The sequence below is a fragment of the Legionella parisiensis genome, from assembly GCF_001467945.1.
Lineage (GTDB): Bacteria > Pseudomonadota > Gammaproteobacteria > Legionellales > Legionellaceae > Legionella > Legionella parisiensis.
The window spans coordinates 411,768-435,170 of record NZ_LNYQ01000012.1 but is presented as its reverse complement, the minus strand read 5'-3'; the positions used below and the strand labels follow the sequence as shown (position 1 = coordinate 435,170).

Sequence of the window (23,403 nt, the reverse complement as noted above, 5' to 3'; positions counted from 1 at the left end):
CTCATTTATGGAAAAAGAAAATCCCGTTGTCCTGATTGTAGATGATAGCGCCACTATGCGTTTAATCACCTGCGATACATTGACTAAAGTTGGTTTTAATGTCATTCAGGCAGAACATGGTGAGGCTGCATTATCACTACTGAAAACCACTAAACCTGATGCTATTTTGTTGGATGTGGAGATGCCTGGCCTCAATGGTTTTGAAGTATGTGCAAAGATTCGAAAATTACCGGATTTTCGTTATCTCCCAATTATGATGGTTACCGGTTTAGAGGACTATGAATCAGTTAATAAGGCTTTTCAGGTTGGAGCTACCGACTTTACTACCAAACCCATTAATCCAACCCTGTTAGGATATCGCGTCCGTTATATGGTACGCACTAATTCTTATTTTCAGGATTTACAGATTGCGGAACAAAAGGTCAGAGCTCTAAACGAAGAACTTATCAATAAGCTGGTCGAAATACAGCAAAATGCAATTGCAGTAGCTCGTTTTGTACCCCAAGATTTTCTGAGGGTGCTTAATCGTAAGAATATTTCCGATATTAAACTCGGTGATTGTGTTGAAAAAGTAATGACCGTTCTCTTTTTAGACATAAAATCATTTACTACGATGGCCGAACGCTTATCTCCCGTTGAAATCTTCAATCTTTTCAATACCCTCATGAGTTATTTGGATCCGGCCATTCTTAAAAATTCGGGTCTTATTGATAAATATATTGGTGATGCCATTATGGCATTGTTTAATAGTGCAGATGATGCCGTAGGTGCGGCATTGGATATGTTAGATGCCCTTGAGGCTTTTAATGCCACACGAATAAGCGATAACCTCCCACCAATTAGTGTAGGAATTGGTATAAACACGGGTAATTTGATTGTTGGAACTGTTGGTTTTGAAAAGCGTATGGATTGTAGTGTAATTAGTGATGCGGTCAATATCGCTTCTCGGCTTGAAACATTAACTCGAAGTTTTGATATCGAGCTCATCATTGGTGAGGAAACCTATGAACAATTAAAACAAAAAGATCAATACGATCTGCGCTTCTTAGGTTTGACAACAGTAAAAGGCAAAACTTTACCCATAAAAATTTATGAAGTCTTTAATCATAATCCTTCAGTGGAAGTGCAATTTAAAAAAGATTCTGCCTCTATTTTTACCGCCGCATTAGAACATTTTGAGGCAAAACAATTTGACGAAGCCTCAAGTCTTTTTGAGCAAATTATAATAAGTAATCCCAATGATTTACCTGCAAAATATTTTCTGCAGCAATGCAAGGATAAGATGAGTTAAAAACCTAGACTGAGTGAAACAAAACCCGGGAGTACTGTATCACCAAGCAAGTATCCCGGCCTAGGAGCCCCTGAGCCTTGTGCTTTTGTACCATCTTGTCCATAACCTATTTCTGATTCCAACTTGTTTGAATGTTGTTTTTTTTTGCCAAATCTAAATCAATTAAACAAATCTTGATGAGGAATCATTAAGCGATCGTATACAAAGAAAGTAGGACCCTTGCCTAAAGCAATTCGAATCAATAATCTTGGCTAATCCTATTAAATAACACTAAATTCATTATTTTTAACCCAATTATTGCGACGTGATTTTACCATAACCTTAACTCAACGTGAGAATTGAGGTTGCTATAGTAACCACCTGATATTTAGGCTATTATTGGTTTTTTATATTGGAACATTTTTTACCATGCATAGTGCTATCGTCATTCCTGCCCGTTATGCTTCAACTCGTTTACCAGGAAAGCCTCTGGCAATGATTCATGGTCAAACCATGTTACAACGCGTGGTTTGTTTATCACGTGCTGCTGCTGAAGGATTAAAAAATGTTTCTGTAGTTGTTGCAACCGATGATGAGCGAATTGTCCAACATTGCAATGAAATGGGCGTTACCTCAATAATGACCTCACCAGGAGCCCCCAGCGGAACGGATCGTGTCGCCGAAGCAATACGCTCTATGAACAATAAGCCAGATTTCATTTTAAACATGCAAGGCGATGCCCCTTTGACACCGCCGGATTTTTTACGTGCATTAATTGATGCTTTTGCTGCCTCTCCTTGCGATGCAGTAACCCCTGTAACCCAGTTAACCTGGAAACAACTGGATGTGCTTCGTCAAAATAAGCTGACTACCCCCTTTAGTGGTACTACGGCCGTATTCAATGAAAAAACAGGCAATGCTTTTTGGTTCAGCAAAAATATTATGCCGGCCATTCGCAAAGAGGATGAATTACGCCAGAAAAGTGATAAAAGCCCTGTATTTCGTCATATTGGTTTATATGGTTATTCACTGGACATGCTCGAAAAATACATTACCCTCCCAGAGAGCACATTTGAAAAAATGGAGGGATTAGAGCAGCTACGCATTCTGGAAAACGGTTATACCCTTCGTTGTATTCCTGTTGACTATAAAGGCCGAGCCAGTATGTCGGGTATTGATAGTCCGGAAGATGTAGTTCGTGCTGAAGCGTTGATTGCCCAATACGGTGAATTATTAGAGAGTATGTAACGATGACAACGCGATTACTTGTTGCACGCCATGGGAATACTTTTGCTCCTGGTGACGTAGTTAGAAGAGTAGGAACCACTGATTTGCCCTTAGTCGATAGTGGCTTGCATCAAGGACGGATGCTAGGTATCTATCTGCAAAAGAATGATCTTATTCCTGATGTCATCTTTACATCGAAGCTCAAGCGAGCCATACAAACTGCAGAACAAGCACAAAGTGCTATGGGAATCAATTTACCTATTGAAGCACTGGCTATCTTCAATGAGATTGATTATGGACCTGATGAAAATCAACCTGAAGAACGTGTCGTTGCGCGCATTGGCAAAGAAGCAATGAATGCCTGGGAAACACATGCGATAGTACCTGCAGGTTGGCAGGTAGATCCTGCAGCGCTTATTAATAATTGGATGGATTTTTCTACTCGTCTGCGTAAAGAGTACCCTGGAAAAATAGGTCTGGTAGTCACAAGTAATGGGATTGCCCGCTTTTCACCTTATTTGACAGGAGATTTCGCAACATTCAGCACCCAATACGGGATCAAAATCGCTACAGGAGCATTGTGTGTCTTTGAAAACGAGGAGCCTTCTGGGCTATGGCATTGCCGTGCATGGAATGTGAGGCCAAATCTAGACGTGTAATATTTATTGAATCGCACGCTGGGTCGATTCAAGTGAATGGCTGGGTGGATGCCTGGCAATCGGCTTCATGGGGGCAGCAATTATCCTAAGCTGCTGTAAATCAAATATAAATGTGCTCTCAAAAATATATTTATCTGCCATCACCGTGTAGGGAGTAGATGAAATTAAGATTTCTGGATGCAGATATAACTGCCCTAAAAAATGATACAACACTTAAATGTTTATAAATATACTCCCTACGTAGCCGGCTTTATGCGCGGTACATAGGGGCATTTATACTACGATGCTTCTGATTTATTACACGTTATCAAAATAGTTTTTTAACGTTTGCTGCACATCGAAATTGAGCTCGCCGGAATTAGGATCGACCGCACTTACCGTATCACCAAGATAACCAACTGCCCAGAAGAAAATGTTATTTGTTTCCATATTAGCCTGTAAATAAGGCATTAGCGAATTAGTAAAAAACGCTTTTCCTTTTGCAGTTTTCCATGATGCTTCACCAAGCACAACAGGATAGCCAGCTTTATATAAAAAACCCCATGACCAGTCGAAACGCAATTGACTTGGCATCCCGGGCGCAGTTTCCCAACCAGCAACCTCAGCAGGGTATACATGCGGCGAAAAAACCAAATGACTGTTTTGGGCCTGTTCATCTCCCAATAACCATTGTAACGCAGGTTGATTAATCCCTTGACTGATCAACTGATTCTTAAATTTATCTTTATCAAATACGGCAATTCCGTTTTTAGCCTGTTTATCATTCAGTAAAGGTTTGAAGTCCTCTCCCCAATTCCCTTTAAAAAACATACGCTCTAAATTGCCGCATAAAGAGGGATCAGGAGAATGGCTGTATCCGTTGTCATTTACGACTTGAGATTTAGGAACACAAATTACCGGGTTATTCGCATCATCACTTCCTGAATCAGGACCCTCTACAAATAACAGTAATTTAGGATTGTTTTTCTGCACTGCATTAGCAGCAGTTGCTATAACTTTTGTCCAAGGTACTTGGGAGTCATGTGCTTTAAACCAATTCAAACGATAAGGTTCGTTAAAAATATCAATGCCCAGTACATTATCTAAATTGCGATTTTTAATTTCTGTAGCTAAAAGAGAAATATCATTTCCATATTGTTGCATATCATAAACAGTACCATCTCGCATCGCATCACCATAGCCATGACGATGATGGATATCAATCATTACTTTGATATTTTTCTTTTTTAATTCTTGCAATACTATCCAAAACGCTTGTTTCGGACTAACTGCTTTTTCGCAAGCAGTACCATTACCTTGCCATGTTTTACAAAAGATACCATTACCTGCACCAGGAGAAGATTTGTCAGAAAGCCACTTATTCAAGTCAACCTCATGTTGATCATCATACAAAACCTCAGGTTGAATAGGCAATCGCAAGGTTTTGAAACTTACTGATGAGTTTTTATCCACTCCTGAACTGGGAAAATCCCATGGATGACTGATCAAATCCATCATTCCATAGGCTCTTGGGTTGGCACTCAAAGATGGAATTGCATAAAATGGATTGCTCTGTAAACCTTGAAAAACATTCGTATCCTGAAATCCAGACCAGGATAGGCCATCTATATGGACAATCTGCCCTTTATCATTGTAAATTTTACTTTCTCGGGTTTGGTAGGAGTGGGCATCCAATGCAAGTATTAACAATAACCAACATCCTAATAGTCTCATTTTTTTCATTCATATACCTCATAAAACATAGACAACGTTCAAAAGCGGGAGTTATTTAACCACTCATGAATGACTTCAGGCTAAATATTGAATGAATTTTACAAAAATATAACAAATCAGGTGATTTAATTGGCGCAAAAAACAAACATCATAGTGGCCTGGGCGAAGCGTAACCTGAGGTTTGTAATCTCGAATTCCCAGGTTACAATAAACTAAATAAAAATCACTATCCTACGCTTGAAAAGCGACGATCATTTTCATGAATTGATCTTTTAACCAACTCATCCATATCCTCATTGGGTTCGCAGGGTTGATAAACAACTTTTAAGGGGGAAACATCCACAGTTGATTTGGAACTATCATTTCGCAAATAACCATCAAGGTTTCTAAAAGTAAGGTATTTATCTGTAGCAAACTCTTGGCATTGAGCCATGGTTTCATCTTGGCATATTGAAAATTTAATTAAATGTTCCACATGAAACGGTTCACGGCTTTTTGAAAATACATATTGCATATCGTACAGAACGCTATCAGCACCAGCACAAAAATAAGAACCGGATTGAAATTTATTATTCTCAAATACATCACTACGAATGAAACGGCCTTCTCCAGGTTGCAAGCCAGCAAGAGACACTTTGTGAGTTGCTATTTCTTTAGGATTGTCTGCAAAAGCATAACCAGTTAAAACCATACCCAATAGTAATGAGGTTATTTTCATCATTCTGTTTTAACTCCTAATGTGAAATAAATATTCCTGTAATGGCTATTATCCCTAATCCATTGCAAAGAACAATAAAAGTAAGAAAGTATCTAAATAAATTGATAACTCTAATTAATTTCAGTCCGACATTATACCCTATTTCATACGAATAGTGTAAAAATTTATAAATTAATTCTCATTTTGAGCGAAAAAATTCTTATAATTCAACATCTATCTTAAAAATAGCTTTTCTTTTCCAATCAAATAGCGCGTTTTTTTGATCCAATTGTTTTTTTTATTAACTACATTTCAATTATTTGTTATGCTTGCCTGCCTAAAAAATAAATTTACTTTTTTACTTAATGACTAAAAGTTTAACTAAAGAATTCAGAGCTTCATTAATATATTATTTGCTCAACCCCTATGATGTGACGAATAAAAAATCACTGACAGAATCTGCTTTTGCAATATATAAACATGTGGTGAGTCAATATGGTATGGAGCCCGATAAATTCATGGTTCATATCGATGAAATGGTCGGGAGCGCGGTTCGTGGAATTAGAGTACATCCTTACCTCGGTGAAATACTCGATTCGTTTAATCGTCAATTAAGTCGCACAGAGAATGCAACAGCCCAAGCATTTCATGTGCTTACGCTCACCTATCATTTATATTTAAAAAATAATTTAGTTTCTCCGGAAAAAACTGCTCAAGAGCAATTAGTAAAGCTACGCGCAGCGACTCAACAATTATCCGGAGCCAACCCTTATGCTGAAAAATTAGAAAGTGCCCTGGAACAACTGACACGATTAGTTAATGAACATTTTAAATTATCCGCTAAGATACAATTTCAACAGCATGAAGAATTTGAAAAAAAGCTAGGAGAGGTATGTTCTGAATATAAAAATGCCATCGAAAATGATGCCTTCGTTAAATCTGCTTTTTACAGTTTTCTTGCAGCAATCCTCAACATCTTTAGTTTGACAGATTCTGCTAAAACCTACCAAAGAAAGAGCATGTTTTTTCAAGAGGTTTCTCATACATCACAAAATACATTGTCAAACTTTAATATTCCATGTATTGAAGTTGAAAGTATTCATGACGAATTAGAATACTCAATGGCAAGCTCCAATTTGCGGTAGCAGTTTAAACCCATTCTATTCAATTAAGAGCTTACGGCACAAAAGCCTGATGCCCGAGGTTTATCCTGTAACTCATCTAATTTTTGCTCGATACACTTTTTCATAGCAGCTACAGTATCTGTTTCTCCGTAAACACCTCTGATTTTTTTTATTATCCACATTTCCGAGCGAAGCTCTTTAATAAACTTTAAATGTCCAGCAGGTTCTTTTTCTTTTAACTCATCCCTTAATTGCAACAGTTCTTCCTCGCTTAAATGTGCTTTCTCCAGCAATTTTAAAGCATAAGCTTTATCTTGCTTTAAAGTTCGCAGAGGTTCTTTACGCATTATCTCGAGATAGAGTTTATAGTCTGCTAGCGTACGAATAGTCGGAATCAGGATTGACATGGAACTGGTTTCCTGCGCTTGAGCAAGAATCGACTCATATTTATCTGAAGATAAACCTTGCTTTGCCTTATGCTGATGCAAATCACAAATCACATCGGCATAATATACTTTCATTCGAATGTAATAAGGCCCCAATCCTGACTTTGCAACTCCTGGACTTCCTAGTTTCCTGGTATATTTTTCAAAATTCTCAATTGCAAAATCCAACGCGGTCTTTCCTTCATCGTCTTTTTTATTCAGCATATACTTAAAATATTTTGGTGTTTCATAACAACGATAACTTTGCGTTTGGATTGCAGCATGTAGTGCTGGCGTATCTTTTGCGCATACCGCCTGAATTGATTTCAACATCTGACTTGCTTCCAACTGATATCGCCTTATTTCATTGGGAGAACAGTTTATTGCGATACAATGTTGCTTCAACTCGGTAAGAATTGATTCACTTGCCTCTGCAAAATGATCTTGCAAAAACTCTCTAAATTTAGGTATTGCTAAAAGCGCTACACGCAATTCGGCCATCTTGGAGGAGGCTGCTCGTTGCACAATAGTCAAAGTACTTTCAGTTTCAGGATCAGTCCCCACTTCATCTAGAGGCTGGTGCAGACATTTGGAAATGAAACCTTGCGGCATCACTGTTTGCTTTAAAAAGCGCCTCCACTTTGCTTGCTGAAATTCAGAATCATTCTTTAAGGACTTATAAGCCCCCCTATCTTCTTCACTATGGTAGGCTTTAGTACCTGTTGAAATAATAGCTTTTTTTGTCGGCCAATAATGATTTCCTGAGTCTTGCAGATCAGGAAATCCAAGCAAGTCGCGAGTAGTAATACGAAATTTGTCACTGGAATAGCGAAGATTGGCAAGACGAGCACCACGTGCAGCCATAATTTTATCACTGAACATCAAATCATGATCTATTTTAAAAAAATGAAAGTGGGGACGTTCATTTTCATAGGTCACATAATAACCAATATTGCCCTTGTGTAAATCATCTTCTTCTAGCCCATACGCTGTAGTAAACACGTCAGCCAAGGAATCCATATCAATATCAACAAGACCAAGTTTTTTTTGTTCCAAAAGCCTTGCAAAGAAATTTTGTGGTAATTTATCCAGAAAATTAACTGCCTCACCGACGTCATAGGTAGCTATTTCTTCTTCTTGCCGGATATTTTCCGCCTTGGTTGCAGGCTCTTCACATTTTCTTTTCAGCTTTTCTCCTTCAAAAATAACGCGAAGAAGATCAGGCATCAGTTCTAAAGTGCCTTTTAATCCTTGTGGAATTTTTTGAACATTAAATTGGGTTATGCCTTCGTCTAATTGCTCATTACAAAGTATGATTGCAATAGCAAGATTTTTGGGATCTATATTTTTAAAATGATATTCTTCCAGCCTTTTTCGTTCATCCCAATATTCTTTCAATCTTCCCTCATAAACTTCCTCCAGTTTCTGTCGTTTATCGTCTTGATGCACCCTTTTTAAAGCTATGGCTTCCCATTTATTTTTAACGGTAGCTTTTTTTTCAATTGGTTTATGCCCTTTTATCCATTGCGCAAATTCCTCTTCACTAACCTCACCATTCGGCAATAAACCGGGTGCTTTCATAAAAACGATGTTTTTGTCCTTTTTACGAAGACGTAATAATGCATGGGCTGCATGCTCAGAACACACACCGACGATTTTACCTTGATAATTCGTTACTATGTCTTGTCTTAAAGCGTGGTGGGGCGCAGAGTACGCATTGGCAACTGCGGTAAAACAAGCCTCCAGTTTAGATGCCTCTTGTCCCTTTACCCCAGGATGTTTATTTTTTTTAAAAATAACATGCCGAGCATGGCCTGTTTTATCATAAGCAATCGTCTTTAAATGGATTTCATGAGCACTTTCTTTGACTCCTAGGAAGCTAAAACCAAAAATGTTGGATAATCTCATGATTTTTATTGCCACAATAATAAACTTTATGATCTAATTATACACATCGAATATTATTCTTTGCTTAACTGTTGAGCCCTATTAATGGTCAACTAGTCACCATAATGATAAGTAGATAAATAACTAATTGATTTTAGGATAAAAAAACTTTGCTATTAAAAAAAAATGAGTTATAACTCTCTTACCTGAATCATGGAATGACAGGGATATAAGATGGGGCAGCATGATGCTGAATATTATTTTTTCATGGAGTGAGAAAATGAACAGTAAAGTATTTTCGCAGCGCTTCAATCGCGAGTTGGCTTCATTGGGCTTTCCAGAAGAGCTAACTGAGAAAATCAAAGCGGTATCTAAAGTATTTGGTGTTTCACGTCATTTAGCAAACTCTTTAATTTTCGGTCACATACTTCCAGTAACTGAACAACTCAATAAGATTGCCGAAATTTTAGAAGTTTGTCCGCAATGGTTAGGTGGGGCAACTGACCGAAAAAAAACTTATCCAACCCGTGAAACAGCAGATAGTGTATAATAGTTAAAGTTGAGATAATTATTATATGTTGTAAAATGCTGTATCTGACTCTAATTATCGATTATCAGATACAGCAGAACATGTATCTATTTTCATCATAAAAAGCCCTTATTCGCGGATTACTACCATCATGGAATGCTTAAGTTTTTGTATTGCCAAATCAATTGATTTAACGCGCGTCGACAATTATTTTAAAAATGCTGCGACTGATTTTACTTCATTGAAAACCCGAGATGTCCTTAAGTTAAGCCTGAATCATAACAAAGATCATACCATATTCATTTTTAAAAATGGCACAGTGGTTTCCTGGGGGATCAAACGGTATAAAATTAATGATTACCTTAATACCATCAAACTTTTGATAGATAAACCCGTAGCCCTTTTGGTACATGATGAGTTTCATTATCAGCTTGATAATAAAACGACCATAGAACCCCATGATTTTTTCGATGTAGACTGCTTGACCATAGAAGACGAAAGTGACGAGCTCAAACTCAGTTTATCTTATGGGTTTTCTCAATCAGTCAAGTTACAATATTTTGAAACCATTATTGATGCGCTTATTGATAAATACAATCCTATAATCCAAAAACTTTCACATACAGGCGAGATGGAAATTAGCCGTACTCAAATACAGCAGATTATTGGAGAAATCCTTGGAGCAAAAAGCGAAATGAATTTAATTAGTAATTTCCTTTATCATCCAAAATATTTTTGGCAGCATCCAACCTTAGAAGAGCACTTCACGATGTTGGAGCGTTACCTACATATTCAAAGACGAGTCAATGCCATTAATCATCGTCTGGATACTCTTAATGAAATCTTTGATATGTTTAATGGTTACTTGGACAATCGACATGGCCATAATTTAGAGATTATCATCATCGTATTAATTATTTTGGAAATTGTTGTCGCTGTTTTAAACTTGCATTTTTAATAATTCATTTTAATAATGAGCAAATTAACATAAAACAAGCTATTCTTTAAAAAAACAAATAATATTTATTAATATCCATTATGCTTAGTAAAACTACCCAACTCAATGAAGAACAGCTCAAAGAACTAGAAGAATTAAAAGCTGTCTGCAAAAAGAAAGATGGCAGCGTACCTAATTCTTATACCCACCTACTCATTCAAAAAAGAAATTTACCTACAGTCTTGAGATATCACGAGAAACAAAAACTAGTCGGTTTTTTAAGTGTTTTTTTCTTTTATGAGGATGCAGTTGAAATTTCACTGATTGTTCATCCAGATTATCGCCGGAAAGGTATTGCAAAAAAAATGCTACGCAATATTTTACCCCTGATCAAAGAGCAAGGCTATTTTAGATTGATTTTTTCTAGTCCTTATCTTTTGAATAGTCAATGGCTACCTGAGCTTGGTTTTTCTTACATGCATAGTGAATACTATATGGAGCGACATGATTTAACTCCCTTACTGGACTACAAAAAAAATCTGACGTATCGCACTGCAACAGAAAATGATATTCCGCTGCTTTGTATTCTGGATGAGGCATGTTTTTTTAAAACGGAAACAGAATTAGTTCCACGCTTTGAACACATATTAAGTGATAGAACCTATCAAATAATATTGGCATTTGAGGACAATCATCTTGTAGGAAAAGCGCATATACGCTGGGAAAAAAATGGGGCAACACTTTCTGATATCGCAGTTTTGCCAATCCGACAGGGGAAAGGTTTGGGAACAGCATTGATTTCATACTGTATTAATCATGCCTTAAGTGAAGGCAAACCTCACCTCAATCTTGATGTAGAAACACATAATCAAAAAGCACTTAACCTATATACTCGGCTTGGTTTTCTAACTGAAAATTCGTGTGATTACTGGAAAGTTGATTTCTTCGAATTACAAAAACGAGTGATCGCAAAAAAAAGGCGTTAATTTGCTTACCTGAAGTCCAACCTTATATGCCCGACATATATATTCAAGTGCAAAAAGTATGCTCTGAGGTACATTTAGAAAATTTGGTTATATCAACTGCCTTAGGTCGCTCTTTTTTTGTAAAATAAAACCTGTTCATATAGAGCTTGACAGAATTTAAACCGCCACTTTATATTGTCCTAAAACTGAAACAACTATTTGCTGCAATTGATTAGTCTTCAACTTGCATAGAAGGTTTCATACTAAAAATAAAAAGGATCATAATGAAAAAAAGGGTTGTTATAACCGGCATGGAAATAACCTCTTCCATAGGAACAGGCTTAAGCAAATTCTGGGAGGCTGCAAAACAGGGACAATGCGGAATAAAACGCATTCAAAGTTATGACCCTTCATTGTATCCTACCCAAATAGCAGGCGAAGTTACTGATTTCTCCCTTGAACATCTTCCTGAGTTTAATAAGAATAAACGCTATCCACGCGTTGCTCAATTCGCGCTCTACTGCACACATCATGCAATAGAACAATCCAAACTCACCCCCCATGAACTTAGCAAAGCAGGGACTTTCATTGGCACCGGGATGGGAGGATATCCCGAATCAGAAGCAAGCTATAAATTCTTCTTCACTGAAACTTGGAAAAAAATGCAGGCCCTGTCAGTGATCAGAGGAATGTCCAATTCCATTGCTAATTTTGTCGCCATAGCATTCGGCTTAAGCGGTCCAAATTCCACTATTTCTAATGCATGTGTTTCATCGGCCGATGCCATAGGGGCAGCTTACCAGCAAATCGCTAACGGCAGAATTTCCACTGCAATCTGCGGAGGTACTGAAGCACCACTTTGGGAATCAATGATGTCTGCGTGGTGTAAATTAAAGGTGATGTCCACTAATAATGAACAACCAACAAAAGCCTGTCGCCCATTTGACCTGAATCGTGAAGGGATGGTAATGGCAGAAGGTGCTGGAGTTTTAATTCTTGAAGAATTACATCAAGCCAGAGCTCGAGGAGCTAATATTTTTGCAGAGATTATTGGTTTTGGCGCCAGCTGTGACGCATTTCATATTACCGCACCCTCTTCAGAAGGACAGCAACGTGCGATACAAGGCGCATTAGATGATGCAAAATTATCACCGCGAGATATTCAGTATCTCAAAGCGCATGGGACTGGAACACCATTAAATGATATGGTCGAAACACAAACAATTAAATCACTATTTGGTGAAAGAGCCTATGAGATCCCAATTACGGCACAAAAATCAATGATTGGGCATGCAATAGGTGCATCTGGTGTCATGGAGGTCATTTCCACATCTCTAAGTCTACAACATGATTTGTTATTACCTACAATTAATTTAGAAACTCCAGATCCTTCCTGTGACTTGGATTATGTAGCTAATGAAGCCCGTAAAAAGGCTATTGATATCGTATTGTCCAATCACTTCGCTTTTGGAGGCGCCAACGTTGCTTTGATCTTACGTAGATATATAAAATAAAAATAGCAGCCTGACTGCTTGCAGCCAGGATCTAATGACTTGATAAGTTATTCGGCTCAAATTAAGTGCTTTTGCCGGCTGCAAACAGCAGGACACCCAGTTGTTAAGACTGAAGTCTCCCAAAACCCCATGGTGAGGAGTTAGCCGCACTCGGATTTTTTTAAAACATATAGCTTAAGCTAAACAATATCTCGGTAGTGTAAATATGGGGTGTGCCGGGACCTTTACTCAACGTACCGCCATCGTCCCCCAAACGGTGTTTACCCCAATCTGCAAATTCAGCCCCAACACCTACCTGCCAATTCGGGGTTAGTATTTTTTGTACCCCAAGCCCCAGAGTGTATGAAAAAGCAAGCGTACTTGAGGTTTCAAACCAGAACGCTGGAAAAAGGACAGGATCAATTGTAGAGGGAACCCAGTTATGAGCATGGTTCCAACCAGCTCCAAAACTACCACTTAAATAAGGCTGGAGGGTTTGAAAGCCACAGGCAATAAGCTTTCCTTTAAACTCTGCGCGTACATGGCTCACGCTATACTGGTAGGTATACACATCAGGAAGGCCATTTACATTAATTGTTCCTGAAAAATTGACGTCACTCGCAGCTGCTACTCCAAGTCCAAACTGGGCGATAAAGCTGCTTGCGCCAATAAAACGCTGCAACCCGAAAAATAATTCGCCAGTACCTAACCAATCGGATTTCGAATCAGCAAGATAAAGGTTGTACTGTGGTGGCGGAAAAGGATAGAGATATTGATCTTTCCCTGGATTAGACCATGCAGGCCCTCCGCTTACAGTAATAATTGATGACCAAACCTGAGGTACAACAGGAGCAAATGGGTCATCGGTAGCATATACTTTTACTGCAAACAGTCCGCAAAATCCTAAGGCTACTATTATTTTTTTCAACATACCTATCCCATTGATTTTTAATTATGAAATCCAAAGTCTTCAGGCTAATTTTATACCGTATTTAGACTTACTTTTCTATACTTCACGTGTCGTTGACATTTATCATCTATATACTTTAATTTTCGTCTTAACGCATAACTGATTCATGATGATGAAAAAATATACTTATCACTCAAAAAAAACCTTTTTTGTTATTAAATATATTTAGGAATGCAAATGAAAACGAAACTTGGTCTCTTTGGCTCAAACATTGAACTGAAAGAAATGGGGACTCAAAAAGAAAATATGATCCCATCATTCAAAATTATTTTCGTAGGAGACGTTTGTGGTAAAACCTCTCTATTAAAAACGCTTACCTCGGGAAAATACCCCACTAATATTAGGGCTACATCAGGTGCGGATTTTTATCATAAATTGATTGAATTTCATGAAAGTAAAATAAATCTTCACATATGGGATATTCCTGGAGGAGCACGTTATGGAAATCTATGCCGACTTTATTTTAAAGAGACAGACATTGCAATTATAGGTTTTGATTTGACCAGTAAAGCAACGTTTCAAGGTGCCATGAAATGGCTGGAAGAAATTAATCATCATCTGGACAGGAACCGCTTGGGAAAAATTATTTTAGTTGGGCTAAGAAGCGATGCAGAACCTGATAGAGAATTAGATGTTAAAGATCTGAGTCGCTTTGTTAAAGACAACAATTTATTTTACATGACCGCAAGTGCAAAAGCAGGCGAAAATATGGAAGAGTTATTCATGCAAGCAGTTACATTAAAAATGGAGTCATCATATCTTAAAGAAGAACCATTAATGGCGCCTCAAGTTGACTATTATCAATCGGACAATAAATGTACTATTTTATAGATACTGAATCAAAACGCTTTGCCGATGTTATCAGTCCTCATACCCGTCAGAGATACTTTTAACCCTTCTTTTATACAGACTCCAAGCAAAAAAATGAAGCCATTTAAAACATAGCTTTGGAGGTTTCTTGGGTATATAATCAGCTATTTTATAAAAAAAGGCCAATAAATGAGTTATTCACTAGGTGATATAGCAAATAAGGTACAGGGGGTAGTCATAGGGGATGACTCAATAAAAATTTCGTTCTTATCACCTATTGATGAGATTATGCCAGGAAGCCTGGTGTTTGCTGACAGTAATGAAAAGGTAAAAGTAGCAGAGGCATCGCAAGCAGCTGCCGTATTAGTCAATGAACAAACTTCGGTTTCAAAAAAGCCAATCATACAGGTAAAACATCCATTCAAAGCCTTTATTACTCTGATGCATTTTTTCAATCCTCCGCAAAAAACCATCCCTAATATTCATCCTACCGCAGTCATTGGCGAAGGAGTGGTATTAGGGCAGGAAGTATTTATAGGACCTTATGTGGTGATTGAAGCAGGCAGTAGTATTGGCGATAACTGTATCCTAAAAAGCCATGTTCATATTGGCCGTGAAGTGGCTGTTGGAGATAATACTACCATCCATCCCCATGTTGCAGTGTACGATAAGTGTCAAATTGGTTCCCGAGTTATAATTCATGCCTCTACAGTTATTGGCTCCGATGGTTTTGGTTACACCTTTGTTGATGGAAAACATCTCAAAGTCCCTCATGTTGGATGTGTCATTATTGAGGATGATGTAGAAATAGGTGCAAATACCGCTATAGATCGTGCCACAATGGGAGCAACTGTTGTTGGTGAAGGGACTAAAATTGATAACCTCGTCCAAGTAGCGCATTCTGTAAAATTAGGTAAACATAACATTTTATGTGGTTTTACTGGCATCGCAGGAAGTACTACCTCAGGCAATCATGTTATTTTTGCTGCCAATGTTGGGGTCAGTGATCACGTGCGCATTGATGATGGTGTGGTGTTAGGCGCTCGCACAGGAGTGCCGCCGAACAAACATCTGAAAGAAGGGAACATTTATTTAGGAAATCCGGCTCGTCCTAAAGATCTTGCGATTCAGCACGAACTCAGTGTCAATCGAATTCCTTTAATCCGTAAAAACATTAAGACTCTAACCGAACAAGTCGAATTATTGAAAAAACAACTTGCCAAAGAAGAGGCAGAATAACTATGACCCCCCCCTTGATTCTCATTGACGGCTCATCCTATTTTTTTCGTGCATTTCATGCATTACCACCTTTGACTAATTCAAAAGGACAACCCACAGGAGCCATCTATGGGGTGGCCAATATGATTAAAAAGCTCATCAAAGATTATCAGCCAGAGGAGCTGGCGGTAGTCTTTGATGCCAAGGGAAAAACCTTCAGGGATGAATGGTACCCAGAGTATAAAGCGCATAGACCACCTATGCCCCAAGAACTAAGTACTCAATTTGCGCCCTTAATCCAGCTTCTGGAATCTATGGGACTTCCCATACTGATTATTGAGGGAGTCGAAGCAGACGATGTAATCGGTACCTTGGCAAGGCAGGCTACTGAACAGGGAATCTCTGTAGTGGTCTCTACAGGTGACAAAGATATGGCGCAACTCGTCAATGAACATATAACGTTAATCAATACCATGAGTAATACTATCTTGGATATTGAAGGCGTCCAGGATAAATTTGGGGTAAAACCTTCACAAGTCATTGATTATCTTACGCTTATTGGGGATAGTGTCGATAATATTCCGGGGGTCACTAAATGTGGGCCCAAAACAGCAGTCAAATGGCTTACGGAATATCAAACTCTCGATAATCTGATTCAGCATGCAGATGAGATTGGTGGCAAAATTGGGGAGTATTTGCGTGCAAGTATCCCACAACTGCCATTATCCCAAAAATTGGTAACGATCAAAACTGATGTTGATTTACCCTTAAGCTGGGGCGAATTAAAACCTAATCCAATGAATAAAGGACGACTCATTGAATTATCCCGTGAGTTTGAATTTAAAAACTGGCTTAAAGAACTTTTGGGGGAAGAAGGAAGTGCCTCTGCAAGTCAGTCCGTTATTTCCAGCATACCTTTTGAATTGATTACCACCAACCAGCAGTTAAATCATTTGCTCAATCAACTGGAGCAATGCCAAGCATTTTGCATCGATACAGAAACAACCAGCATTGATATTATGCTTGCAGAAGTTGTTGGGATTTCCTTAGCAATAGAAGAAGGAAAAGCAGTGTACATTCCCTTTACACATACTGATGGCACTGCACAATTAATTCGCGAAGAAGTATTAACTGCTTTAAAACCTGTTCTAGAAAATCCTGAAATAAAAAAAATCGGTCAAAACCTGAAATACGATTATGCCGTATTGAAAAATCATGGCATTAACCTACAAGGGATAAGTTATGACACCATGTTAGAGTCTTATGTACTCAACAGCGGTACAGGACGACATGACATGGATTCATTGGCATTAAAATATCTGGGACACAAAGCGATTAGCTATGAAGAAGTTGCTGGAAAAGGAGCTAAACAACTGCGTTTTGATCAGATTCCAGTCGATAAAGCAGCAGCGTATGCTGCAGAAGATGCAGAGATTACGTTGCAACTTCACAATAAGCTTTTTCCTTTAATTCCAGAATCCGTACAAAGTGTGTTCACTGATATAGAAATGCCATTAGTTACCGTTCTTGCAGACATCGAACGACGCGGGGTGCTCATCGATGCAATAACGTTGGAGCAACATGGAAGCCGCTTGAAAGAACGCATTCAGGCATTGGAAAAAGAAGCATTACAACTTGCTGGCAGACCCTTTAACCTGAACTCGCCCAAACAATTACAAGAAATTCTCTTTGATTCGCACAAACTGCCAATAATCGCAAAAACGCCAACGGGACAACCCTCTACAGCAGAGTCTGTATTGCAGGAACTGGCTTATGATTATCGCCTTGCAGCAGTGATCCTTGAATACCGCAGCCTGACTAAACTTGTTTCTACGTATATTGACACTCTACCTAAAAAAATTAATCCAAAAACACTTAGAGTACATACATCTTATAACCAGGCAGTCACGGCAACTGGTAGACTTTCCTCAAGTGAACCTAATTTACAAAATATTCCTATACGAAGTGAGGAAGGCCGTTTAATTCGTACTGCATTCATAGCTCCTGAGAACTTTCTCATTCTTGCAGCAGATTACTCCCAAATTGAATTGCGGATCATGGCTCATCTGTCACAAGATGAAAATCTGTTAAAAGCCTTTGCTCTGGGCTGGGATATCCATGCGGCAACAGCCAGCGAAATTTTTCAAACTCCATTGAATGAAGTAAGCAGCGAGCAGCGCCGGAGGGCTAAAGCAGTCAATTTTGGCCTGATTTATGGAATGTCCGCTTTTGGTCTGGCAAAACAAATTGGTGTGGAACGCCAGGATGCGCAATATTACATCGATACCTATTTCCAACGTTACCCTAAGGTTTTGGAGTACATGAACCGAACCCGTCTGCAGGCCCATCAGCTTGGCTATGTAGAAACTCTATTCGGTAGACGGTTGTATTTACCCGAAATTAATGCACGCAATTTAGTAAGACAAAAAGCAGCGGAGCGAACAGCAATTAATGCGCCTATGCAAGGCACTGCTGCGGACATCATTAAAAAGGCCATGATAGCGATTGCTAAATGGCAAAATGAACAAAAAAATCCACCGGCAAAAATGATCATGCAAGTTCATGATGAATTGGTTTTTGAAGTATATGATAAAGAGGTTGAAGCAAGCAAAAAGATGATTCGTGAGTTAATGGAGCATGCGGTAGAACTCTCCGTTCCGCTTGTAGTCTCTATTGGTACTGGATCCAATTGGGATGCGGCTCACTAAACAATTAAAAAAGGAAGGAGGCATGACATGTGCCTCATTTTATGCATGATGCGTTGCCCAATAAATATTCAAGGCATCACCATATTCAAGGGGTTTAATGATTTGTCCTCTTACATTTAGGTCTTTGATTGCCAGCTTATCTTCTTTTGTATAAGCATTTGTCAAAATGAATACTTCTGTAAAAGCCAATGATGGATCCTTGCGAATAATTTTCAGCAAATCGATACCATTCATTTTGGGAACATTAATGTCAAGGAGAATTACTTTTGGGTGAATTTTGTTTTGCCCTTCCAGTCCATACAGTTTATTTAAAGCTTCTTCACCATTTGAAGCAACTTCAATAGCACACGACTCTTTAACTTTCTTAAATATTCGCATGACGCCTTCCACATCAACAATATCATCTTCAATATACAAAATATCAACGATATTTTCTTGGAATTCCATAGTCATTCTCCAACCGCGTTCATCTGCTTTTAAATAGATTACCAAAAAGCGCGCGTAACTCAGGAAATAGCTTATCTAAAAAGACTTACATTCATAGATTGAATTTCATATGTTAATTATAGTATCAATAAAAATCATTTTGGGAAAAATTTGAATTTATTGCCTATAATCTATATTAAATTAAATGAAGGAATAAAAAAATGTATGAACTAGATAATTCCATTAATTTCATGCTCGTAGATGATGATGAAATTGATATCAAAGACATACAAAGAACTTTTAAAAAAAATAAAATCAACAATCCAATACACGTAGCAACAAATGGGGTCGATGCATTAAATAAACTATTGGGTATAAATGGAGAAAAAAAATTAAAACCCACGCCTAAAATAATTATTCTTGACATTAATATGCCTAAAATGAACGGCATAGAATTCATGAAAAATATCCGCACAAATAAAAAATTAAAATCATTACTGGTTTTTATTCTTACTACTTCAAATAGTGAAAAAGATAAAATAGATGCATATAACTTAAATGTTGCAGGTTATATTGTAAAACCATTTCAAGTTTCAGAATTTATGGAAATGATTTCATCATTGCATCACTATTGGAATCTACTTGAGTTTCCTAACAAGAATACGAGGTAGCCGATCACAATTTCTTATCGGCCCAATGACTAGAGCACCTTATTTTTTTTGATCTGCTTCGGCCAGGTAAATGACATTGTAGTCCCATGTCCTACTTGCGACTGAACCATCACTTTTCCGCCTTGCGATTCGACAATTTTTTTAACAATACTCAAGCCAATACCCGTAGACTCCAGCTCATCCCTTGCTTTGAGGGTCTGAAACACAACGAAAATCTTATTAAAAAATTCAGGTGAAATCCCTGGGCCATCATCTTTAATCGTAAACAGGTAAAATGCCCCCAAGGTATCAACCTCGATTTTGATGGTACCCTTTTTTCGATGATGATGTTTAAAACTATTACCAAGTATATTAGAGAATACTTGAATCAATGGAATTTTAGCAGTTTTAAAAGTCGGGAGCCGTTTAGGATATTGTACTTCAAATCTCCCTTCCGGATTAAGATTTTCAATGATGTCTTTCAGAATTTCTTTGGTATTTACACGCTCGACATTCAAATCCAAACGACCTGCTCGAGAATATTGTAATATTCCATCAATTAAATTCGCTAATCGTAAAGTGCGTTGACGTAATAAGGCCAAATGTTCTTTTGATTTATCATCCAGTTTATCGGCATTGTCCTCTTCAAGCCAGGTCGCTAAACGTTCGATAGCCCGTAAAGGAGCTTTTAAATCATGTGATGCAATGTAAGCAAATTGCTCTAACTCTTCATTCGTCTTAAGCAGTTGATTTTCGATTCGCTTCGCTTCGGTAATATCTTTGGATATCATCACATAACCAACAGGATTACCCTTATCATCCCGACGTACTGTTAGGGTGACGGCAGCAATAAAATGTGAGCGATCTTTACGAACACGTTCTAACACTTCTTCCGCGTTTCCATTTTCTAATGCTCTGTTCATAAACTCCTGAGCAACTCCGGATTTAATGTCTTCACGTGTATGGAGCACAAATATATTTTTTTTATTCACCATCTCGGGGGCAGTGTATCCATAATTCCGGTACGCGCCTTCATTCCATAAAATTATTTTTCCCTTCAAGTCCATGCCTACTATAGAATACTCAACAGAGCTGTCGAGTATATTTTGCAGCATACTTTTTGTATAAAATGTCTCTTCTGTTTTAATAGATTGTACCTCGGAGTCAAACAAACTCTGTTTTTTTCTCTGATGTTTTTTAGCCTCTTTTAATGGTTGCGCAAAGGAACCAAGATCATCTGTTTTTCCGTCAATTTTTTTATTTTTACGTACTTTTTTGTGATCCGAGAGACTCTGTGTCCGGTCATAGTCCATCATCACGGTTTCCTTAAAAAAGATAATTGATAACGTCACAGAAATAGGATAACTCTAATTATAGCGCGTGTTTCAGATGCTTGCTGATTTTACGTTGAGTCGGCTCTATAAGATTATAAGCTAGATGATGTAATCAAAGGTGATAGCTGGCTTGTCTTTTAGAACGGGTTATATGTGAAAAAGCTTGTTTTTCATCGACCGATTCATCGAAATAATACGCGCAGGTTTTTTGAATGCATTCTGGACTTACGGTCTTAGTCCAAGTATTGTACTCATTCACTAACCGATTGTATTGAATCAAAACTTTAGCAAAAGCGCCACGCATAAATTCAGAGTCTGACCAGGTAATAAGGGGAAGATGAGGATATTTTTGCAGTATGACTGCTGCGAGTTGTGGTCCATGAGTAGAAAATTCGTCAATTAAATTCAACTCACCATCGATTATAACCAGATCCGGAACATGAGTGCCTATAAAAGACAGTGCGTCCTGACTATTACTTACAACATCTATTGCTACTGCAGCAATAACTGACTCTAATTGTCGAGACAAGCAAAATGCATTAAAAGCGTTGTCTTCAATAATTAATACACGCATCGCGTCCGGGCTCCCTGTTAGTTCATGATTAAGTATAAAGATCAAACCTTAAGGCAGAATTAAGAAATTATTTTTTGCAAAAATTTATTTTCTATTGCCCGAAAATAGACAATTAAGTCTAAATTAGAATAAAATATATTAATTTTACTTATGTGCTCCAATATGAATAAGAAAGCAATAAAAAATATTTTACCCACTGCTGAGGCAATCCAACGTTTGTTGTACCCTTATGCAGAAGTTATTGTGCATGATGTAACGCAAAATAAAATTGCGGCTATTTACAATCCATTTTCCAAACGCCGAGCAGGCGACTCATCCCTACTGGAGCAAGATGAGCTGCAACTACTGAATGATTGTGTTGGCCCCTATGAAAAAACAAATTGGAATGGAAACAAGATCAAATCAGTCAGCAGCATGATTCGTGATGAAAACCATAATATAGTGGGCATGTTATGTATTAATCTTGATGTTTCAGTAATGGAACAGTTTAATGAGTCTTTGCAACAATTTCTTCAGTGCGCCCAATTAATAGCAAAACCAGAGCCTCTATTTAAAGATGATTGGCAAGAGCGCATTAATACCTACATCCATCATTACTTAAATGAACATCAATTAGTACTTAATTCATTAAATCGAAAAGAAAAAAAAGCCTTGATAGAGCACCTGTATGCGATCGGCGCTTTTTCTGGTAAAAACGCAGCACACTATATTGCGCAAGTTTTGAATGTGTCACGGGCCACTGTTTATAATTATCTACATCAGTCCGTAGGAGAAAAATGAATGTTTGATGTAAAAACTGCCGTACTGAAAGCGGAAAACAGGATTCGTAACTATATTCGTGAAACACCTTTGGATTTTTCTGTACCGCTAAGCAAACTTACCCGTGCGAATCTTTATTTAAAATGTGAAAACTTACAATATACAGGTTCCTTCAAAGTACGGGGCGCGCTTAATGCATTACTCTCGCTAAAAAAAGAGCAACAAAATGGCATTGTGGCAGCATCGACAGGAAATCATGGGGCAGCGATTGCCTATGGATTACATAAATTAAATCTCCCAGGAGTTATTTTTGTACCTGAAAATGTGTCTCCTGTAAAAAGGGAGAATATTAGTTTTTATAATGCGCCACTTAAGCTTTATGGAAAAGATTGCGTTGAAACAGAATTACAAGCAATAGACTATGCAAAACAGCACGATATGGTTTACATATCACCCTATAACAATACGCAAGTAATTGCAGGTCAGGGTACCATTGGTATTGAACTTATACGCCAATTGGATTCTGTAGATGTTATTTTTATCCCTGTAGGTGGTGGGGGATTAATTAGCGGCATTGCGGGATATGTCAAAGCAGTTTGTCCTCAAACAAAAATTATTGGATGTTTACCTGAAAATTCCCCGATCATGTCAGAATCGATTAAAGCAGGAAAAATTATTTCCATGGAAACCTTACCCACTTTTTCCGATGCTACAGCAGGGGGAATGGAGCCTGGTTCAATAACCTTTGATCTGTGTCGCGAGTATGTTGATGATTTTGTTTTAGTCTCTGAAAACGACATTCGATCTGCGCTACTTACAGTATTGAAAATCCAGCATCTGTTAATCGAAGGTGCTGCTGCGGTAGCGCTGGCTGCTTTTTTAAAATGTGCTGAAAATTACCAAGGAAAAAACGCAGTAGTTGTATTAAGTGGCGCTAATATTAGCCTGGAAACATTAAGAAATATAATCCAGTAATTATAAAAATATTTATTGTGACAAATCACTTGGGAATCCTGCTCGAGCGGGGC

The 23,403-nt window shown here is 38.0% G+C and carries 21 protein-coding genes; 14 read left to right on the top strand and 7 right to left on the bottom strand.

The window, feature by feature from the left end; all coding sequences use genetic code 11:
- Positions 1 to 7: 7 nt before the first annotated feature.
- The 3 genes from Lpar_RS04575 (at position 8) to Lpar_RS04565 (ending at position 3,156) form a co-directional block, all read left to right on the top strand.
- Positions 8 to 1,291: a response regulator gene (locus Lpar_RS04575; protein WP_058516804.1), complete on the top strand. Its 1,284-nt coding sequence runs from the start codon at positions 8 to 10 to the stop codon at positions 1,289 to 1,291.
- Between the two features lie 408 nt (positions 1,292 to 1,699).
- Entirely contained in the window at positions 1,700 to 2,518 is an 819-nt protein-coding gene (gene kdsB, locus Lpar_RS04570; RefSeq protein WP_058516803.1) for a 3-deoxy-manno-octulosonate cytidylyltransferase, read from the top strand.
- 2 nt (positions 2,519 to 2,520) lie between these two features.
- On the top strand, positions 2,521 to 3,156 hold the full coding sequence (locus Lpar_RS04565; RefSeq protein WP_058516802.1) for a histidine phosphatase family protein: 636 nt from the start codon (positions 2,521 to 2,523) through the stop codon (positions 3,154 to 3,156).
- 297 nt (positions 3,157 to 3,453) lie between these two features.
- On the opposite strand, the gene Lpar_RS04555 is transcribed toward Lpar_RS04565, so the two are convergent.
- Both Lpar_RS04555 and Lpar_RS04550 read right to left on the bottom strand, forming a co-directional pair.
- Positions 3,454 to 4,878: a cellulase family glycosylhydrolase gene (locus Lpar_RS04555; RefSeq protein ID WP_058516800.1), complete on the bottom strand. Its 1,425-nt coding sequence runs from the start codon at positions 4,876 to 4,878 to the stop codon at positions 3,454 to 3,456.
- Positions 4,879 to 5,095: 217 nt separating this feature from the next.
- Positions 5,096 to 5,590 (bottom strand): hypothetical protein, encoded by a 495-nt coding sequence (locus Lpar_RS04550; protein ID WP_058516799.1) that lies wholly within the window; start codon positions 5,588 to 5,590, stop codon positions 5,096 to 5,098.
- 341 nt (positions 5,591 to 5,931) lie between these two features.
- Here Lpar_RS04550 and Lpar_RS04545 point away from each other — a divergent pair, with 341 nt between their 5' ends.
- The gene (locus Lpar_RS04545; protein ID WP_058516798.1) at positions 5,932 to 6,711 is read left to right on the top strand and encodes a hypothetical protein; all 780 of its coding nucleotides are present in this window, start codon (positions 5,932 to 5,934) and stop codon (positions 6,709 to 6,711) included.
- Between the two features lie 23 nt (positions 6,712 to 6,734).
- Here the strand turns inward: Lpar_RS04545 and Lpar_RS04540 are convergent, their stop codons facing one another.
- Positions 6,735 to 9,023, bottom strand: coding sequence for a hypothetical protein (locus Lpar_RS04540; RefSeq protein WP_058516797.1), 2,289 nt, complete (start codon positions 9,021 to 9,023; stop codon positions 6,735 to 6,737).
- Positions 9,024 to 9,282: 259 nt separating this feature from the next.
- Between Lpar_RS04540 and Lpar_RS19015 the strand changes: the two genes are divergently transcribed.
- The 4 genes from Lpar_RS19015 to Lpar_RS04520 all read left to right on the top strand — a co-directional run bounded on the left by Lpar_RS19015 (position 9,283) and on the right by Lpar_RS04520 (position 12,947).
- Entirely contained in the window at positions 9,283 to 9,552 is a 270-nt protein-coding gene (locus tag Lpar_RS19015; protein ID WP_058517074.1) for a hypothetical protein, read from the top strand.
- A gap of 130 nt (positions 9,553 to 9,682) precedes the next feature.
- Positions 9,683 to 10,489: an RMD1 family protein gene (locus Lpar_RS04530; protein WP_058516796.1), complete on the top strand. Its 807-nt coding sequence runs from the start codon at positions 9,683 to 9,685 to the stop codon at positions 10,487 to 10,489.
- Between the two features lie 80 nt (positions 10,490 to 10,569).
- Entirely contained in the window at positions 10,570 to 11,454 is an 885-nt protein-coding gene (locus tag Lpar_RS04525) for a GNAT family N-acetyltransferase (protein WP_058516795.1), read from the top strand.
- A 263-nt stretch (positions 11,455 to 11,717) separates the two neighbouring features.
- Complete coding sequence (locus Lpar_RS04520; RefSeq protein WP_058516794.1) at positions 11,718 to 12,947, top strand: beta-ketoacyl-[acyl-carrier-protein] synthase family protein; 1,230 nt, start codon at positions 11,718 to 11,720, stop codon at positions 12,945 to 12,947.
- Positions 12,948 to 13,107: 160 nt separating this feature from the next.
- Here the strand turns inward: Lpar_RS04520 and Lpar_RS04515 are convergent, their stop codons facing one another.
- On the bottom strand, positions 13,108 to 13,857 hold the full coding sequence (locus tag Lpar_RS04515; RefSeq protein WP_058516793.1) for an outer membrane protein: 750 nt from the start codon (positions 13,855 to 13,857) through the stop codon (positions 13,108 to 13,110).
- 216 nt (positions 13,858 to 14,073) lie between these two features.
- Between Lpar_RS04515 and Lpar_RS04510 the strand changes: the two genes are divergently transcribed.
- The 3 genes from Lpar_RS04510 (at position 14,074) to polA (ending at position 18,632) form a co-directional block, all read left to right on the top strand.
- Complete coding sequence (locus Lpar_RS04510; RefSeq protein WP_058516792.1) at positions 14,074 to 14,727, top strand: Rab family GTPase; 654 nt, start codon at positions 14,074 to 14,076, stop codon at positions 14,725 to 14,727.
- Between the two features lie 168 nt (positions 14,728 to 14,895).
- Positions 14,896 to 15,945 (top strand): UDP-3-O-(3-hydroxymyristoyl)glucosamine N-acyltransferase, encoded by a 1,050-nt coding sequence (gene lpxD, locus Lpar_RS04505; protein WP_058516791.1) that lies wholly within the window; start codon positions 14,896 to 14,898, stop codon positions 15,943 to 15,945.
- 2 nt (positions 15,946 to 15,947) lie between these two features.
- Positions 15,948 to 18,632, top strand: a complete 2,685-nt coding sequence (polA, locus tag Lpar_RS04500; RefSeq protein WP_058516790.1) for a DNA polymerase I — start codon at positions 15,948 to 15,950, stop codon at positions 18,630 to 18,632.
- A gap of 39 nt (positions 18,633 to 18,671) precedes the next feature.
- On the opposite strand, the gene Lpar_RS04495 is transcribed toward polA, so the two are convergent.
- Positions 18,672 to 19,079 carry a response regulator gene (locus tag Lpar_RS04495; RefSeq protein ID WP_058516789.1) on the bottom strand — a complete coding sequence of 136 codons (408 nt, stop codon included), beginning with the start codon at positions 19,077 to 19,079 and terminating at the stop codon, positions 18,672 to 18,674.
- Positions 19,080 to 19,279: 200 nt separating this feature from the next.
- Between Lpar_RS04495 and Lpar_RS04490 the strand changes: the two genes are divergently transcribed.
- Entirely contained in the window at positions 19,280 to 19,729 is a 450-nt protein-coding gene (locus Lpar_RS04490; protein WP_058516788.1) for a response regulator, read from the top strand.
- A 29-nt stretch (positions 19,730 to 19,758) separates the two neighbouring features.
- Here the strand turns inward: Lpar_RS04490 and Lpar_RS04485 are convergent, their stop codons facing one another.
- Together Lpar_RS04485 and Lpar_RS04480 are read right to left on the bottom strand one after the other, a co-directional pair.
- Complete coding sequence (locus Lpar_RS04485) at positions 19,759 to 21,024, bottom strand: sensor histidine kinase (RefSeq protein WP_237759342.1); 1,266 nt, start codon at positions 21,022 to 21,024, stop codon at positions 19,759 to 19,761.
- A gap of 130 nt (positions 21,025 to 21,154) precedes the next feature.
- A complete protein-coding gene (locus tag Lpar_RS04480) occupies positions 21,155 to 21,616 on the bottom strand; it encodes a response regulator (protein WP_058516787.1) in 462 nt (153 codons plus the stop codon).
- 162 nt (positions 21,617 to 21,778) lie between these two features.
- Between Lpar_RS04480 and Lpar_RS04475 the strand changes: the two genes are divergently transcribed.
- Positions 21,779 to 22,396, top strand: a complete 618-nt coding sequence (locus Lpar_RS04475) for a helix-turn-helix transcriptional regulator (protein ID WP_058516786.1) — start codon at positions 21,779 to 21,781, stop codon at positions 22,394 to 22,396.
- On the top strand, positions 22,397 to 23,350 hold the full coding sequence (locus Lpar_RS04470) for a threonine/serine dehydratase (RefSeq protein ID WP_058516785.1): 954 nt from the start codon (positions 22,397 to 22,399) through the stop codon (positions 23,348 to 23,350).
- The last annotated feature ends 53 nt before the right edge of the window (positions 23,351 to 23,403 follow it).

Coding starts and splice junctions, on each gene's coding strand:
- Lpar_RS04575 (WP_058516804.1), top strand. CDS start 8: ATGGAAAAAGAAAATCCCGTTGTCCTGATTGTAGATGATAGCGCCACT.
- kdsB (WP_058516803.1), top strand. CDS start 1,700: ATGCATAGTGCTATCGTCATTCCTGCCCGTTATGCTTCAACTCGTTTA.
- Lpar_RS04565 (WP_058516802.1), top strand. CDS start 2,521: ATGACAACGCGATTACTTGTTGCACGCCATGGGAATACTTTTGCTCCT.
- Lpar_RS04555 (WP_058516800.1), bottom strand. CDS start 4,878: ATGAAAAAAATGAGACTATTAGGATGTTGGTTATTGTTAATACTTGCA.
- Lpar_RS04550 (WP_058516799.1), bottom strand. CDS start 5,590: ATGATGAAAATAACCTCATTACTATTGGGTATGGTTTTAACTGGTTAT.
- Lpar_RS04545 (WP_058516798.1), top strand. CDS start 5,932: ATGACTAAAAGTTTAACTAAAGAATTCAGAGCTTCATTAATATATTAT.
- Lpar_RS04540 (WP_058516797.1), bottom strand. CDS start 9,023: ATGAGATTATCCAACATTTTTGGTTTTAGCTTCCTAGGAGTCAAAGAA.
- Lpar_RS19015 (WP_058517074.1), top strand. CDS start 9,283: ATGAACAGTAAAGTATTTTCGCAGCGCTTCAATCGCGAGTTGGCTTCA.
- Lpar_RS04530 (WP_058516796.1), top strand. CDS start 9,683: ATGGAATGCTTAAGTTTTTGTATTGCCAAATCAATTGATTTAACGCGC.
- Lpar_RS04525 (WP_058516795.1), top strand. CDS start 10,570: ATGCTTAGTAAAACTACCCAACTCAATGAAGAACAGCTCAAAGAACTA.
- Lpar_RS04520 (WP_058516794.1), top strand. CDS start 11,718: ATGAAAAAAAGGGTTGTTATAACCGGCATGGAAATAACCTCTTCCATA.
- Lpar_RS04515 (WP_058516793.1), bottom strand. CDS start 13,857: ATGTTGAAAAAAATAATAGTAGCCTTAGGATTTTGCGGACTGTTTGCA.
- Lpar_RS04510 (WP_058516792.1), top strand. CDS start 14,074: ATGAAAACGAAACTTGGTCTCTTTGGCTCAAACATTGAACTGAAAGAA.
- lpxD (WP_058516791.1), top strand. CDS start 14,896: ATGAGTTATTCACTAGGTGATATAGCAAATAAGGTACAGGGGGTAGTC.
- polA (WP_058516790.1), top strand. CDS start 15,948: ATGACCCCCCCCTTGATTCTCATTGACGGCTCATCCTATTTTTTTCGT.
- Lpar_RS04495 (WP_058516789.1), bottom strand. CDS start 19,079: ATGGAATTCCAAGAAAATATCGTTGATATTTTGTATATTGAAGATGAT.
- Lpar_RS04490 (WP_058516788.1), top strand. CDS start 19,280: ATGTATGAACTAGATAATTCCATTAATTTCATGCTCGTAGATGATGAT.
- Lpar_RS04485 (WP_237759342.1), bottom strand. CDS start 21,024: ATGATGGACTATGACCGGACACAGAGTCTCTCGGATCACAAAAAAGTA.
- Lpar_RS04480 (WP_058516787.1), bottom strand. CDS start 21,616: ATGCGTGTATTAATTATTGAAGACAACGCTTTTAATGCATTTTGCTTG.
- Lpar_RS04475 (WP_058516786.1), top strand. CDS start 21,779: ATGAATAAGAAAGCAATAAAAAATATTTTACCCACTGCTGAGGCAATC.
- Lpar_RS04470 (WP_058516785.1), top strand. CDS start 22,397: ATGTTTGATGTAAAAACTGCCGTACTGAAAGCGGAAAACAGGATTCGT.